Origin of the sequence: Streptomyces albus subsp. albus (genome assembly GCF_000719865.1) — a bacterium.
Lineage (GTDB): Bacteria > Actinomycetota > Actinomycetes > Streptomycetales > Streptomycetaceae > Streptomyces > Streptomyces albus_E.
Window position 1 is genome coordinate 126,533 of the sequence record NZ_JOID01000004.1, and the last position, 15,829, is coordinate 142,361.

General features: G+C 71.7%; 10 protein-coding genes. 9 read left to right on the forward strand and 1 reads right to left on the reverse strand.

Annotated elements, in window-relative coordinates; genetic code table 11:
- Positions 1–79: 79 nt before the first annotated feature.
- Genes IF83_RS0105240 through IF83_RS0105255 form a run of 4 tightly spaced genes read left to right on the forward strand, consistent with a single transcriptional unit; the run spans position 80 to position 8,302 of the window.
- Entirely contained in the window at positions 80–1,612 is a 1,533-nt protein-coding gene (locus tag IF83_RS0105240) for a TIGR02677 family protein (RefSeq protein ID WP_244176851.1), read from the forward strand.
- Positions 1,609–2,925: a TIGR02678 family protein gene (locus IF83_RS0105245; protein ID WP_030542834.1), complete on the forward strand. Its 1,317-nt coding sequence runs from the start codon at positions 1,609–1,611 to the stop codon at positions 2,923–2,925. Before IF83_RS0105240 ends, IF83_RS0105245 begins: the two co-directional genes overlap by 4 nt.
- Entirely contained in the window at positions 2,922–7,055 is a 4,134-nt protein-coding gene (locus tag IF83_RS0105250; protein WP_030542835.1) for a TIGR02680 family protein, read from the forward strand. Before IF83_RS0105245 ends, IF83_RS0105250 begins: the two co-directional genes overlap by 4 nt.
- Positions 7,052–8,302, forward strand: a complete 1,251-nt coding sequence (locus IF83_RS0105255; protein WP_030542836.1) for a TIGR02679 family protein — start codon at positions 7,052–7,054, stop codon at positions 8,300–8,302. The genes IF83_RS0105250 and IF83_RS0105255 overlap by 4 nt, the downstream gene beginning before the upstream one ends.
- 184 nt (positions 8,303–8,486) lie before the next feature.
- Here IF83_RS0105255 and IF83_RS0105260 read toward each other — a convergent pair whose 3' ends face one another.
- On the reverse strand, positions 8,487–9,656 hold the full coding sequence (locus IF83_RS0105260; protein WP_030542837.1) for a cytochrome P450: 1,170 nt from the start codon (positions 9,654–9,656) through the stop codon (positions 8,487–8,489).
- A gap of 83 nt (positions 9,657–9,739) precedes the next feature.
- On the opposite strand from IF83_RS0105260, the gene IF83_RS0105265 reads away from it, so the two are divergent.
- The 5 genes from IF83_RS0105265 to IF83_RS0105290 all read left to right on the forward strand — a co-directional run bounded on the left by IF83_RS0105265 (position 9,740) and on the right by IF83_RS0105290 (position 15,823).
- Positions 9,740–10,357: a TetR/AcrR family transcriptional regulator gene (locus tag IF83_RS0105265; protein ID WP_030542838.1), complete on the forward strand. Its 618-nt coding sequence runs from the start codon at positions 9,740–9,742 to the stop codon at positions 10,355–10,357.
- Between the two features lie 600 nt (positions 10,358–10,957).
- Positions 10,958–12,382: a non-reducing end alpha-L-arabinofuranosidase family hydrolase gene (locus IF83_RS0105270; protein ID WP_030542839.1), complete on the forward strand. Its 1,425-nt coding sequence runs from the start codon at positions 10,958–10,960 to the stop codon at positions 12,380–12,382.
- A 924-nt stretch (positions 12,383–13,306) separates the two neighbouring features.
- Positions 13,307–13,870: a formyltransferase family protein gene (locus IF83_RS0105280; RefSeq protein ID WP_244176853.1), complete on the forward strand. Its 564-nt coding sequence runs from the start codon at positions 13,307–13,309 to the stop codon at positions 13,868–13,870.
- A gap of 94 nt (positions 13,871–13,964) precedes the next feature.
- Positions 13,965–14,717, forward strand: coding sequence for a 2OG-Fe(II)-dependent halogenase WelO5 family protein (locus IF83_RS0105285; protein WP_208605847.1), 753 nt, complete (start codon positions 13,965–13,967; stop codon positions 14,715–14,717).
- 2 nt (positions 14,718–14,719) lie between these two features.
- Positions 14,720–15,823 carry a branched-chain amino acid aminotransferase gene (locus IF83_RS0105290; RefSeq protein ID WP_030542843.1) on the forward strand — a complete coding sequence of 368 codons (1,104 nt, stop codon included), beginning with the start codon at positions 14,720–14,722 and terminating at the stop codon, positions 15,821–15,823.
- The last annotated feature ends 6 nt before the right edge of the window (positions 15,824–15,829 follow it).

Below are 15,829 nucleotides of genomic sequence, written 5' to 3' on the forward strand. Positions count from 1 at the left end.
CCTCTACGGTGGAGATTCCGGAGGCCGCCGAGGCGACGGGGGAGGGGAACACAGGCGCGTGCGTAGGATTCCACCGGAGATGTTCCGGTTCACGACGGTGGAGACGTCCGACCTGTACGGGGCGGTCCTGGAGGCCTTCGGTGTGGCCGGCGAGCATCTGGAGACCGCGCTCGGGCTCGACGAGGTGCGCGAGCGGCTGCGCGCGGTGGGCTGGGCGGCGGCGGTCGAGGACGAGGAACTGCAGGAGAAGCTCAAGAAACTCGTGCAGTGGGAGCTCCTGGACGTGGTGCACAACCACGCGGAGAACTACCGCACGGCCGAGGAGTACGAGCGGCGCAACCTCCAGTACTCGCTGACCCGCCGGGGCGAGGCGGCTCTCGCCGGCGTGCGGCACGCGCTGGAGGTTCTGGCCTCCACGGGGGCGCTGCAGACCGCCGTGCTGGAGGCCATCGCCGACCGGCTGGACGAGCTGTTCCTGCTGTCCGGTGAGCCCGCCTCGGCCGATCGGCGTATCTTCACCACGCTGCGCGAGCTGGAGGGGCACCTGGAGGCGCTGGTGGAGAACACCAAGGCGTTCAACGGCGAACTCCAGCGCCTGCTGCGCGCCGAGGGCGCGGACCTGGAGGTGTTCCGCGAGGTCAAGGCCGCGACCGTCGCGTATCTGCGGGAGTTCCTGGTCAACCTCGACCGGCGCGGGCAGGCGATCGCTGCCGCCGTGACCCGGGTCGAGGAGCGGGGGAGCGCCGTGCTGCGCGAGCGAGCCCTGCGCGGAGCCGAGCTGCCGCCGGTGGCCGGTGAGGATCCCGCGGCCGGCTGGCTGGAGAGCAGGCGGGCGCGCTGGGCGGGTCTGCGGGCGTGGTTCCTGCCGGACGACGGGGCGCGGCCCCGGATCGAGCAGCTGCACGACATCGCCCGGCGGGCCATCGTCTCGCTCCTCCAGGTCCTGGAGCGGATCAACGAGTCACGGCGCCGCTCCTCCAGCGCGGTGCAGGACTTCCGGGAGCTGGCGCGCTGGTTCGCCGCGGCCCCCGCGGAGGAGGATCTGCACCGGCTGTGGTCGGCGGCCTTCGGGCTCGGCCCGGCACGTCACGCTCACCTCGCCCAGCCCGACCCGGAGTTGATCCCGTCGTCCCACTCCTGGTCCGAGGCTCCGCCGGTGGAGGTGTCGGCGCTGCTGCGGACCAGTGGACGGACGGAGCGCTTCACGCGCACGGCCAGGGTGCGGGACGTCGCGGCGGTCAGGGCCGAGCGCGCGGAGCGGGCCCGCGCGGAGCGGGCGGAACTCGCCCGTGCCTGGGAGGTGCTGGAGACGGACGGCCCGGTGCGCCTGTCCTCCTTCGGCGCGCTGGATCCCGCCGTTTTCGACCGGCTGCTCGACCTGTTGGGCCGGGCCCTGTCCGCCCGGCCGGACGCGGGCGGCCTGCGGCGCGCCGTGACAGGGGACGGCCGGGTGGAGATCGCGCTGTCCCCGCCTCCCGAGGAGAGCACCGCCGTCCTGCGTACGGCGAAGGGCGCACTGGCCGGACCGGACTACGTCGTGCACATCATGGCGGCGGGCGGAGCGAGCGCCTTCCCGCGCGTCCGCCCCGCGCGGAAGGAGGCGGCCGGATGAGTACCCTCGCCAACCAACTCGCGGCTGCGGAGCGTGAGGAGGTCGCCCGCGCCATCCGTCTCCTGCTGGCCCGGCCCCTGCTGACCGAGGCCGCCGACCCGGCCGGCTTCGAACTGGTACGCCGCCGTCGCGAGCCGCTGGCCCAGTGGTTCGACTACACCTGCGGCTGGAGCCTGGTGGTGGAGCCGCGCCGCGGTTACGCCCGCCTCGGCAAGGTCCGCGCCGACCCGGACGCTTCCCGCCCCGCCCGCAGGGCACGCTCCGGCCGGGCCCCGTTCGACCGCCGACGCTACGTGCTGCTGTGCGTGACCGCGGCGGAGCTGCTGTCCATGCCGATGACGACCATCGGCATGCTCGCCGACCGTGTCGTGCAGGCCACGGCGGCCGACCGTGCGCTGGCCGCCTTCGACCCGGTCCACCGGCCGGAGCGGATGGCGTTCGTCGACGTCCTGAAGCTGCTGGAGTCGTACGACGTGCTGCGCGCGGTCGACGGAGCCACCGAGGCGTACGTCGAGTCCGCGGAGGCGAAGGTTCTCTACCGGGTGGACGCCACGCTGCTGATCCGGCTGCCCGCCGCGCCCGTCGGCGCCTCCCGGCTCGCCCTGCCCCCGGACAACGTGTCCGCGCGGTTCGGGGAACTTCTCGCGGGTCTCGTACAGGAGCGCCGCTACGGCGGCACGCTCGCCGACGGCACGGAGGACGAGGCGCACGGCGAGACCGCCGCCACGGACGCACAACGCAACCTGAGGCTCCGCCACTCGGTGCTGCGCCGCCTCTTCGACGACCCGGTGCTGTACCGGACGGACCTCACCGGCGACGAGCTGGCGTACGTCACCTCCCTGACCGGGCGCCAGATCCTGCGCCGCTCGGTCGAGCAGGCCGGCTTCCTCCTGGAGGAACGAGCCGAAGGCTTCCTGCTCGTGGACCCGGAGGGGCTCGCCACCGATGTCCGCTTCCCCGACGACACGTCCACCGCCCGGGTGGCCGCGCTGCTTCTCCTGGAGCCGCTGTGCGCCGCGCCGGCCGGGCTGCTGCCCGAGCAGCTCGCCGAGGCCGGAGCGGACCTGCTGCGCCGCTTCCCGCGGTGGGCGAAGGCGTATCGGTCCGAGGACGGTGCGGCCCGGTTGTCCGGCGACGCCGTACGCGTGCTGCGTGACGTCGGCCTGGCCCGCCGGACCGGGGGGCGAGTCGTCGCGTGCCCGGCCGCGTACCGCTACCGCCTGACGAAGACGGTGAGTTCGCGTACGGAGGACACGCCGACGGCAGTGGGCACGGCTTCCGGTGACGTTGCCGCAGAAGGAGACCAGCAGTGAGCGTGACGGAGCTTCCCCTCCCGCGGCGGCCGGAGGAGTCCACCGAGCCGTCGGCGAGAGCGCCGGAGGCCACCCGCAGCCGCTGGCAGCCGCACCGCGCGGGCATCCTCAATGTCTGGCGCTACTACGACGAGACGTTCACCTTCCACCAGGGCCGCCTGCTGCTGCGCGGCCAGAACGGCTCGGGCAAGTCCAAGGCCCTGGAACTTCTGCTGCCGTTCCTCTTCGACGCCAGTCTCCGCCCCAACCGCCTGTCCACATTCGGCGGTTCGGAACGCACCATGCACTGGAACCTGCTGGGCGAGGGCACCTCAGGCAAGACCCGCGTCGGGTACGTGTGGATGGAGTTCCGCCGCATCGGCGACGACGGCACTGAGCGGTGGTTCGGCTGCGGGGCGCGCCTGCAGGCGAGCGTGCACACCAGCGCGGTGCACGCCGACTACTTCACCACCGGCTCCAGAGTCGCCCACCCCGGCGGTGTGCTCCTCGTCAACGAGGCGGGACAGCCACTGACCCGGGCGGCCCTCGCCGAAGCCCTGCGCGACCGTGGCGACGTCCACGCCTCTGCCACCGACTATCGCACCGCCGTACGGCGTGAACTCTTCGCCGGCATGGGGGAGCAGCGGTACGAGTCGCTGCTGTCCGCCCTGCTCCAGCTGCGCCAGCCCAAACTGTCCGAACGGCTCGACCCGTCCCTGCTCTCCACCCTGCTGTCACGCGCCCTGCCCCCGCTGGGCGAGGGGGAGATCGCCGAACTCGCCGAGGGCTTCGAGCGGCTGGACCGGCAGCGCGAACACCTCAGGCGGCTCGACGAGGAGGTGACGGCGGCCGAGACCGTCGCGTCCCGGCAGCGCGCCTACGCACGACGGGTCCTGCGTGCGGGTTCGGCCGCGCTCATCTCGGCGACCACCGAGATGGACAACCTCACCCGCGTCGCCCGCCAGAGCGCCGAGGAGCTCGAACAGGCGCTGGCGGAGCGCGAGTCGGCTCAGGGCCGGCGCGAGGAACGGGAGCTGCGCGCACACGCCCTGGAGGAGACCATCGAGGGCCTGCGCGAGCGTGACGCGTACAAGCAGGGCGAGGAACTCGACCGGCTCCGCCGTCGTACCGAAGACACGACAGCCGCCGCCGGGAGGCGGCGAACCGCTGCCCAGGCGGCTCAGGCCCGGGCGAGGGAGGACCGGCGAGACGCCGACGATGCGGCGGGCCAGGCCCGCACACTCGACGAGCACGCGCGCGAAACCGCCGCGGAAGCACACAGGTCGGCCCGTGCGGCAGGGCTGGAGTCCATCCACCACGAGGTGAGGACGGTCCTCGACGCGGACCCCGCGATGGCCTTCCCCGGCGGCACGGGACGCCATCAGGGCCCCGGCGCCCCGAGCCCGGCACCGGAGAACGGGGCGGGACAAGCCCGTCGGCTGCAGCGCGGCGCGGTCACCGTCCGACGCCGGCAGGTCACCCTCGTCACCGAGACGATCGACGAGCACGATCGAGCGGTACGCGACCGAGCCGCCGCGGAGGAACTGCTGGACGAGTCCCGCACCCGGCTCGCGGAGGCGATCGCCCGGCGGGACGAGGCGGCCGGCGCCTGGGACGACGCCGTCGCCGTACAGGCGGAACGGCTGCTCGCCTGGGCTGCGGACTGCACGGAGCTGCGCTTCACCGACTCCGGGGAACTGGCGGCCCGAGCAGCGGCCGAGGCCGAGGTGACGGCCCTGACCGAAGCCGCCGCGCGCCCGCTGGAACAGGAGATCGCCACAGCGGAGGCCACTACCCGAGCCGAACGCCAGGGTCTGCGGGACGAGCAGAGCCGGCTGGAGGAGGAGGTGCGACGGCTCAGCGGTGAGACGGACCTGCCGCCCGTGCCCCCGCCCACCCGCACCACCGTCCGCACGGCCACGGCGGGAGGACCCCTGTGGCGGTTGGTCGCCTTCCGCGAAGGTGTCCCGCTCGCCGTTCAGGCCGCGGTAGAGGCCGCACTGGAGGCGTCGGGTCTCCTGGATGCCTGGGTCAGTCCCTGTGACGGGATCACGTTGCCGGGTCACGACACCCGCGCCGAGGCGGCCCTGGCCGCGACCGTCCCGGGGCCCAGCCTGCTCGAGGTGCTCAGGCCCGAGGAGGACATCCCCGTCCCGGCCGACACCGTGACCCGCATCCTCGCCGGCATCGCGTACGGATCGACCCTGCCCGGCGGGCACCCCGCTGCCGTCTCCGCCGACGGCGCCTGGCGTCTCGCGCTCGCCACCGGGACCTGGACCAAGCCCGAACCGGCCCACATCGGAGCCCTCGCGCGGCAGCGGGCCCGGCAGCGCAGGATCGGCGAACTGATCGACCTCATCGGCGAGACGAACGCCTCCCTGGCCACGCTCGCCGACCGGTTGCGCGACCTCGCCGCTCGCCGTGCCCGGCTGGATGCCGACCGCGCCGCGCGCCCCGACCACCGGGAACTCGCCGCCCGACGGCGGGAATGGGACCGCGCGGAGGAAAGGGTGGCCGCTCGGGACGACGCCGCGCGCGACGCGGCCGCGCGTCTGGCGCGGTGCGAGAGCGAGGTGGCGGGCGCTCTGCGCACGCTCGACCGCCGGGCCGCGGAACACGGGCTGCCCACCGGCCGCGACCGTTTGCGTGAACTCTCCGCTGCCATCGACGGCTTCCGGGACACCGCCGACAGTTGGGTGGACGCCCACCTCGCCGCGACCGCCGCCGCCGACCGGGCCCGCCAGAGGGCCGCTGAGGCAGAGCGATCGCGCAGCACCGCCGAGGAACAGGCCGAGGACGCGACCGCCGCCGAAGCGGAGGCCGCGGGGCTCAAGGCGCGTCTGGAGGCGGTGGAAGCCACCGTCGGCGAGGACTACCGGCAGATCGTCGCACGCGTCGCCGAGGCGCGCGCCGAGCTGCGTCGCTGCCGTGACGAGGCCGGCCGGGAGGCCGAGCTCCTGGTGAGCCTGGAAGGACGTATCGGAGAACTGCGCGCCACCAGCGGCCAGGACGCCGAACGACGGGAACGGGCCGTCGCGGCCCGGGACACCGCGGCGCACCGGTTCCGGAACCTGTACCTGGCCGGGCTGGCGGAGGACGCCGGTATCGCGCCGGACCTCTGTGCCGGCGACGGCACCAGGGCCACCCTGGAGGCCGCGCGCGCCACAGCGGCGAAGTGGCCGAACATCCCGCACGCCCCGCGCAACCTGGGCGACGCCGCGACCCGGCTGTCCGAAGCGGTCCACGAGGCCCGCCGGCACCTCGGCGCCCGCGCCGACCTGGACATGGAACCCGACGACGACATCCAGCTCTTCACCGCCACCCTGGACGGCGTACGCGTGGGGGCGACGGGCCTGCTCAGCACGCTCACGCAGGAGCGCGACCGCAGCCGGAACGACATCACGACCGCCGAACGGCGCCTGTTCGACCAGATCCTCACCGGCGACATCCGCCGCCACCTCGCGGCGCGCATCCGTCAGGCCGGTGAACTCGTCGACCGCATGAACGGGCACCTGGAGCGGGTCCGCACCGCCTCCAACGTCGCCGTCCAACTCGTCTGGGACGTCCGTCCGGACCTTCCGGACGGCACCCGCACCGCCCGCCAGCTGCTGCTGAAGGACCCCGGCCGGGTCACCGAGACCGACCGGGAGGCCCTGCACGCCTTCTTCCGCGCCCGGATCGAGGAGGGCAAGGGCAGTGACACGGCAGCGAGTTGGGAGGAACAGCTCGGGGAGGTGCTCGACTACACAGCCTGGCACCGTTTCACCGTGCGCCTCGACCGGGCGAACGGGGCCGGCTGGCAGCCGCTGACCAAGAAGCTGCACGGCGCGCTCTCCGGCGGGGAGAAGGCCATCGCCCTGCACCTGCCGCTGTTCGCCGCGGTCGCCGCCCACTACGAGGCCGTGCCCCTGGCACCCCGGCCGATCCTGCTGGACGAGGTTTTCGTCGGCGTCGACACCGTCAACCGCGGACAGGTCTTCGCGCTGCTCACCGCACTCGACCTGGACCTCATGGTCACCTCCGACCACGAGTGGTGCACCTATGGAGAGTTGCCCGGCATCGCCGTCCACCAACTCCTCATCGACGGGGAGGACGACGCGGTGACGAGTGCCCGCTTCGTCTGGAACGGCACCGGCCTGGAGGCAGGATGACCCGCCCGGAACCGGACCCGGGCGAACGCACCCTGCGCCGCCCCGAACTCCGCCCGATCTGGCACACGGTCCACGACCGCCTCTCCTCCGGCCGCCCCGTCACACGGGTGCGCCTGGGACCGCTCGACGAAGCCCAGCGCGAAGCCCTCGCCGACCTTCTCGGCCTGGACCGGCTGCCGGACGCCCAGCCCTTTGTCGCCCTGGCACGGCTGGAGGAAGCCGTCACCGAGCTGTGCGGCAGCACCGTGCGCGAAACCGTCACCGAACTCGTCGGCCCTGTCGGTGACCGAGCGGGCGAACGGCGCCGCCAGGAGGAAGAACGCGCCGAGCTGTGGACCTGGCTGGCCGGCCACGACATCGTGAGGGCCCAGCCCGCGCTCGCCGCATGGGTCGCCTCCTGCCGAGCCGCCGGGCTCACCGGAGCTTCACCGGAACGCACCCGGGCCCTGCTCGCGGACGCGCTCACGGTACTCGGGGAGCTACCGGCCCGGGCGGAGCCACTGCCCGTCTTCGCCGCCCGGGTCCTGAACGGTCATGCACACGCACTCGACGACGGCACTCCTGTGTCCACGCTCGTCCTGCGTGCCCTGGCGACCCTTCACGACACCGCCGCGCCGCAGTCCGCGGCGGAGCGGCGGGCACTGTGGACCCGCGCGGGCGTCGCCGACGACGACCTTTCCGCCACCGTTCTCGTCGCCGGCCTGCGCCCGTCCGGCGATGGCCCGCTCGCCCGCGTGTCCCGGATATGTGCCGAGGCCGGACAGGCCGCCGGCCTGACCCTCGCCCAACTGCGCGCCCCGGGCGCGTTCACTCTGTCCGGCGCTCCCGCACCCGTCGTCCACGCCGTGGAGAACCCCAGCATCCTGGCTCTCGCGGTTCGCCGCTTCGGCACGGACTGCCCGCCGCTCGTGTGCACCTCCGGCTGGCCCAACAGTGCGGCCATCCATCTCCTCCGCCTCCTCGCGGACCAGGGCGCCACCCTCCGGTACCACGGTGACTTCGACGGGGAAGGCATTCGCATCGCCGCGTACGTCCTGGACAAGACACAGGCCCGGCCCTGGCGCATGACGGCCGCGGACTACCGTGCCGCGGTCGCCCGCACAGCGCACGGCCCCGGACCCGGCCGGCTGACCGAGGCGCCCTGGGACCCCGAACTGACGCGCGTCATGACCGAACACGGCACCGCAGTGGTCGAGGAGCTGGTGGCCGACGTCCTGTTGGCAGACCTCGCAGCAGAGGTCCGGTAAGGATGCTGCTGAGGCCGGTCCCTGCCGCTCGTGTGACGCTCCGGGAGTGGCAAGCGGCCGGACGATGGCCGCCCGAGGGGTCCCGGACCGGCTTGCGGGCGGCGATCTCCCGCGCCTGCCTGGTCCAGGGCCGGTCCGGCGATGCGAGCGCGGAAGCGGGCGAGGGCGGGGCGCGACATGGCGCTCACCACCTCACCGGCAGCTCGACGAGGCCGCCGGCCAGGACATCGGTACGAAGGCGGAGTTCTTCGAGCGGGACGGCCGGGCTCATGTCCGGAAAGCGGGAGATGAGCTGGGCGAAGGCGACCTCCAGCTCCAGACGGGCCAGGGGAGCGCCGAGGCAGTAGCGGGGGCCGTGGCCGAAGGTGAGGTGGGAGGCTCCGCGGCGGTCCGGGTCGAAGCGGTCCGGGGCCGGGAACGCGTCGGCGTCGTGATTGGCGGCGCCGTTGTCCAGCAGGACCAGATCCCCGGTCCGGATGGTGGCCCCGTGGAGGGTGAATCCGGTGCGGGCGTAGCGGGGGATGCCTCCGCTCGCTCTGCCGGGCAGGCGCAGCAGCTCCTCGACGGCGCCGGGGATCCGGGCGGGGTCGGCGTGCAGGGACTGCCGGCGCTCGGGTTCGGTGAGCAGGACCAGGGCGCCCAGGCCGAGCTGGACGACGGTGGTCTCGTGTCCGGCGAAAAGCAGGGCCATGGCCAGCATGGCCGCCTCGTCGTCGCCGACGTCGTCGACCTGGCACAGACGGCTGATGACGTCGTCCCCGGGCGCGCGACGCTTGCGGGCCACCAGCTCCAGGCCGTACCGGAACAGCGCGCCCAGACCCTGCTCGGAACGGTGCCGGTCGTGGATGTCGGCGGCTGCCTGCGTCCACGCGCGGAAGCGGTCACGATCTTCGTATGGCACGCCGAGCAGTTCGCAGATGACCAGGATCGGCAGGGGGAGTGCGAGGGCCGTGTTGAGGTCGGCCGGCTGTTCCCGGAGGGAGAGGTCGTCGAGGAGTCGGGCGGTCAGCGCCTCGACGCGGGGGCGGAAGAAGCGCATGCGACCCGGCGTGAAGTGGGGCTGCAGGAGCGAGCGCATCCGGGCATGGTCGGGCTGTTCGGTGTCGAAGTTCCCCAGCGGCCCGCCGAAGAGTGCGGAGCGGTTGGTGCGGGCGGCGGTGTCGGGATCCGGGTGGGAGCGGCCGAGCCGGTCGTCGTTCAGCAGTCGTCGGACCTCGTCGTACCCGGTGACGAGCCAGGCGCCGTCGCCCGTCATGGTGCGGACGCGGTGGATGACGCCTGTTCGGAGCAACTTTCTTTGCAGTAACGGTACTTGCAGCGGGACTTCCTGTTCGAAGGGCAGCTGGACGGTCATGATGCCTCCCGGCTCGGTTTTGTTTACTCATGCATAAACAACGTTATATGTATACTCCAGAATCAACAAGAGAGGGGTGTGCGATGGGGACGCAGCGCAAGGAGCCCGAGGGTCCGCAGCCGGTCCGTCGGATGCGCCGGGCCGACCGGCGTGAGCAGATCCTCGACGCCGCCACCAGCGCCTTCTCCCGTTCGGGTTTCGCCGGCACCGGCCTCGACGACGTCGCGGACGCGGCCGGGATCACCAAAGTGCTGCTCTACCGGCACTTCGAGTCCAAAGCGGACCTGTACCGGGCGATCCTGGATCGCGCCTGTACCCGGCTGGCCGGCGCCGTGGGCGGCGATGACTTCGACGACGGTGCGATTCCCGCGCTCGTCCGCGCCGCCGCAGCCGACCCGGACGGCTTCCGGCTGCTGTTCCGGCACGCTGCGCGCGAGCCTGAATTCCGCGATCTGGTGGACACCCTCACCTCGGCGTCCGCCGAGGTCGCCCAGCGAAATCTCGCCCAGGTGCTGCCGGCCGGTCCCTGGCTGGACTGGGCGTCCAGGGTCATCCCCACGTTCACCACCGAAGCTGTCATCGGCTGGCTCGACGCGGGCCGGCCGGACCCCGACCGAGCGGCCGAGCGCATCGCGCGTGCGGTGCACGGCATTATCGACGCCGCCCGTACGAGCAGCGGGGACCGAGGGCCGGATTCCTGAGCCGCCGCAGTGTGCCATGGGCTTGTCGGCACGCCTCGGGCCGGACTGGTCAACAACCTCAACCACGGCCTCACCGCGCGGCGCGGGTGCTCGCACAGCGACGCGGCTCAGGCCTTATCGGGGGATGCGCGACGGGGGCGGATGGCGCGGTCTGGCGGATTGGCGGCTTCGGCCGCTTCCCGGCACGAGGCCGCGACGGGTGGCCGGCCCGCGGCAGGAGCCGGCGGCGTAACGGCGGTCGCGAGGCGGCGGGGCAGCCGGCCGCCGCGATCGTCCGGGCGCCCGGGGCTCGTTGGCAGCGGCACTTGTGAGAAGTATTGACGTCGTTCACCGGTTCCCTATCATTCAGGTTGCTCGATACTTCGACCGTTGTTCGATATCACGAACGCGACGGAGTGGCTTCATCGCACAGCAGGGCATCTCCGGGCCGCCCCCCACCGATCGCCGAGCCGCAAGGGACCTGCCGCATGGGTGTATGTCATGGCCTCATCATCCGCGCCGCTCACAGCCCGCCGCGCGCCGCGCCGCCCTGCACCGACAGTCCGGACGGCCTCTGACGAAGCCAACCGGAACCGCCCCCTCAAGGTTGGGAAACCCCCCATGCACAGAGGAAGTTTCAGCCGCAGGCATCCGTCCGCGGCGCTCGCCGCCGCGGTCGCGGCGGCCCTGGCCACGCTGGCGGCGCTGCTCGTCGCCCCCTCGGCTCAGGCGGCCACCAGCGGCGCCTTACGCGCTGCCGGCTCGAACCGGTGTCTCGATGTGGTGAACGCCGGCCAGACCGACGGCACGTCCGTGCAGCTCTATGACTGCTGGGACGGGACCAACCAGCAGTGGACGCTGACGGACGGCGACGAGCTGACCGTGTACGGCAGCAAGTGCCTGGACGTTCCGGGCCACGCCACCGCGCCCGGTACCCGGGTGCAGATCTGGACCTGCAACGGCGGTGCGAACCAGCAGTGGCAGGTGAAGTCCGACGGCACGGTCGTCGGCGTGGAGTCCGGGCTGTGCCTGGAGGCCGCGGGCGACGGCACGGCCAACGGCACGGCGGTGCAGATCGGGACGTGCGACGGCGGCAGCAGCCAGAAGTGGACCGGCCTGGCCGGGACGCCGACGGACGGCGCCTGTGCTCTTCCGTCGTCGTACCGGTGGACGTCGACGGGCGCGCTGGCGCAGCCGGCGCACGGGTGGGCCGCGCTGAAGGACTTCACCGCCGTGAAGCACAACGGCAAGTACCTGGTCTACGGGTCGAACTACTCGGGATCGGCGTACGGCTCGATGGCGTTCAGCCCGTTCACGAACTGGTCCGACATGGCGTCGGCCGGCCAGAACGCGATGAACCAGGCCGCGGTGGCGCCCACGCTGTTCTACTTCGCGCCCAAGGACATCTGGGTGCTGGCCTACCAGTGGGGCCAGTGGCCGTTCATCTACCGCACGTCGAGCGACCCCACCAACCCCAACGGCTGGTCCGCTCCGCAGCCGCTGTTCACCGGGAGCATCTCCGGCTCCGACACCGGCCCGATCGACCAGACGCTGATCGCCGACGACCAGAACATGTACCTGTTCTTCGCCGGTGACAACGGCAAGATCTACCGGGCGAGCATGCCGATCGGGAACTTCCCGGGCAACTTCGGCTCGTCCTACACGACCATCATGAGCGACACGAAGGCCAACCTGTTCGAGGGCGTACAGGTCTACAAGGTCCAGGGCCAGAACCAGTACCTCATGATCGTCGAGGCGATGGGCGCGAACGGGCGCTACTTCCGCTCCTTCACGTCCAACAGCCTGAACGGCTCGTGGACCCCGCAGGCGGCCGGCGAGAGCAACCCCTTCGCGGGCAAGGCCAACAGCGGCGCCGGCTGGACCAACGACATCAGCCACGGTGACCTGGTCCGCGAGAACCCCGACCAGACCATGACCATCGATCCCTGCAACCTGCAGCTCCTCTACCAGGGCAAGGACCCCAACGCGGGCGGCGAGTACAACCGGCTGCCGTGGCGGCCGGGCGTCCTCACCCTGCAGCGCTGACCTTCCCGGTTCCCGGTTCCCGGTGACCGTGAAGTGGTGCGGTCCGCAGGCGGGCAGGGAGCAAGCGGTTGAGGGCGTACCCGCCTTCACCCGCTGACCGGCAGTCATCACCTTCGAGGAACCCCAGCCGTGCGGCGGCTGGGGTTCCTCTCGCTTGTGGTGCCGGCGTCGCGGCCCGGCCCGTCCTCGGAGAGGCCGGAGCGCCCGGGCCTCGCCGCGGCATGTCCGCCGAGGCACTGGCCGCGCCGGCGGCCCCGTGGCGGTCACCCGGGCCCGCCGGGCCGGGCCCGCCGCCTCCCGGCGGCCGGCGTCAACCGCCGGGCCGCGATCCGGAACCTGCCGCAGGGCAGCGGCGCGCGGCCGGTGGACGGCGCGGGGCCGGTCGAAGAAGCCGCGAAGGCACCCGCCGCGAGCAGATGAGCGGGGGTAAGCGGAATACGTCGAGAAAGCCTTCCGACTTCCGCTGTTAGTTCATCATCAAAGCAAATCGGCGCTTCCCCGCGGCCGCGCCTTCGGCGGCTCCGGACATGATTCGCGCCGGGCCCGCACCCACGGTGTCAGCATGATGACAAATCGTTGAGGGCGCGGTGTGCCCATGTGTACCGTGACTGCGGTGTCGAGACGTGACCGGCCGCGAGAGCGGGTCGCGTGAAAACGGGGGAAAAGTTTGCGGACTCTGTGTCAATGCCGGATGCCGGCCAGCAGAAATAACAGATCTCCTTCTGTGTAGCTCTACGGACAGTCGAACGCGTGGCGTATGACGCCCGTTCAGGCATGGCGAGTTGGAGAAGCGTGAACATCTACATTTCTGGGCGCGGTGCTTTTGCGGTGCAGGTCGCGGAAGCTCTCGACGATGCCGGGCACGTCATTCTGGGGGCCGCCTCTCCTTCGTTGCGCAAGGGGCGAACGGACGACAGCGATCCGATGTCGTGGGACCGTCTCCGGGCCTGGTCGTTTCCGCGTGACATTCCATGGACGGAGGCGGCCGAACTACGGGCCCACCATATAGACGATAAAGTCGACGTCATCGTCGCCGCGCATTCCCATGCGTTCATCGGACGCAAAACCCGGGCGAAGGCCGGGGTCGCCGCCATCGGCTATCACCCGAGTCTGCTGCCGCTGCACCGCGGCCGTGACGCCATCCGCTGGACCATCCGGGACGGCGACCGGGTGACCGGCGGCAGTGTCTACCACCTGACCGAGCGCACGGACGGCGGCCCCATCGCGGCGCAGGAGCATGTGCTCGTGCCGCCGGGGGCGACAGCCGAGAGCCTCTGGCGTGAGCAACTCGCGCCGCTGGGTGTGCGGTTGCTGCTGCGCGTGGTGAACGACCTGGCCAACGACATCCGCATCGAGGTGCCGCAGGACGAGAAGCTGGCCACGTGGGAGCCGTCCATGGACTCGGCCCCGCTGTACAAGCCCGAGCTGATCGCGCTGCCGGGCAACGTCGCCTCCAACGCCGACAAGTGGGCCCTCATCGAGCGGTGACCGGACGGCGCCGCCGGGCGCCCGTCGACAGCAACACCCGACAGGAGGTCTCTTCGACATGCCATTGAACCGCCAACTCGTAACCGTCGATGCCTTGGACGAGCAGGTACTCCAAGACCTCTTCGATCTCAAATGCGTCGCCGTCCGGGTTCCGGAATTCTATGACGCCACGTATTCCAAGTCCCTGGCCGAGCTGTTGTACCAGGAGATCGACGGATCCGCCGGCGCCGGAATCTATGAGAGCAACATCGACTCCTTCTGGAACGTCACCCAGGACGCCGAGCGGCGCGAACGCTACTTCAATGTCGCCCTTCCCCTGCAGCGTCGGCTGCGTCGGCTGAGTGCGCCCTACCCGTCGCCCGTCGACCTGTTGCGGACCACCCTGGACGAGAACTGGCCCGGCGGCGCCACGCTCATGTCGATGTCCGGTCGGAAGATGCCGTTCGGCATTACCAGGCTGTGGCGCACCGGCAGTGAGGGACTTCCCCACCAGGATGTGCTGCGCCGGGAATTCGACGACCCGGTGGCGCACGCCATGGTCGGTCAACTCGGCGTCAACATCTACCTCGACACGGCGGACGAGGGCGGCGAATTGGAGACCTGGAACCACGTCATTTCCGACGAGGAATACGTGGGTATGGCCGACCGGTATCCCGGAAGTTACGGATATCCGAGGGACATCCTTCCGGATGAGGCCGTGCTGATCGCGCCCCAGCCCGGTGACCTCGTGCTCGTCAACACCGCGTGCGTGCACGCCATCCGCAAGATAACCGCGGGCCGACGGATCACCGTTTCCGGTTTCGTCGGCAACCTCGGTCCGGACCTTCCCCTGCGCTGCTGGAGCTGAGCGTGACTCTCACTTCGTCCTCCTCCCTCCCGAGCGAGATCGCCGAGCGGCTGCGCGGCGTCGAGCTGCCCGACCCGCTGGGGTTCGGCCGCCTCATGGCACCGGTGATGTCCATCGCCTACTACCGCGACGGCGCCTGGGAGACCCCGCGGCTCACCGGGCTCGACCCGCTCGGACTGGCTCCCCACACCCAGGCGCTCCACTACGGCCAGGCCATCTTCGAGGGCATGAAGGCCTACCGGAACCTCGGCGACTCCTCCGCGGACGGCCCGTCGCTGCTGTTCCGCCCGTACGAGCACGCCCGCCGGTTCAACCGGTCGGCGGCGCGCCTGGGCATGCCCGAGCTCGACGAGCAGGTGTTCGTACGCGCTCTGGAAGAGCTGGTGGCCGTCCTGGAGCCGCTGGTGCCCGGGCAGCAGGGCCAGTCCCTCTACCTGCGGCCGACCATGTTCGGTGCCACCGCCGACCTCTCGGTCGTCCCCTCGACCGAGTTCTGCTTCCTGGTGCTGGCCACCCCGTCGGACGCGTTCTTCACCGCGCCCATCTCGGCGTGGATCGAGCGCCATTACAGCCGGGCGGGGGCCGGCGGCACCGGCTGTGTCAAGGCGGCCGGAAACTACGCGGCGAGCTTCGCCGCCGCCGCCCCGCTCCGCGAGAACGGCTTCCACCAGCTGCTCTGGCTGGACGCCGTGGAGCACACCTACGTCGAAGAGTTCACCGCGATGAACGTCTTCGTGCGCCGCGGCGAGACCCTGCTGACCCCGCCTCTCTCGGACACCATCCTGGCCGGCATCACCCGGGACAGCCTGCTCGGGCTCGGCCCGTCCTTCGGCCTGCGGATGGAGGAGCGGCAGATCGACATCCACGAGCTGACCGACGCGATCCGGGCCGGCGAGGACGTCGAGGTGTTCGGCTGCGGCACCGGCGCGGTCGTCGCGCCGGTCGAGCTGATCGGCGACGAGACCGGACTGCGCCTGCCGCTGCCCGCCCAGTCCACCGCGCTGGAACTGCGCAAGCGGCTGCTCGACATCCAGCACGGCATCACCCCGGCACCCGACGGCTGGCAGTGGCCCGTCGGAGCCCTCCCCGACGGCCCACAGGCGTAAGGCGCG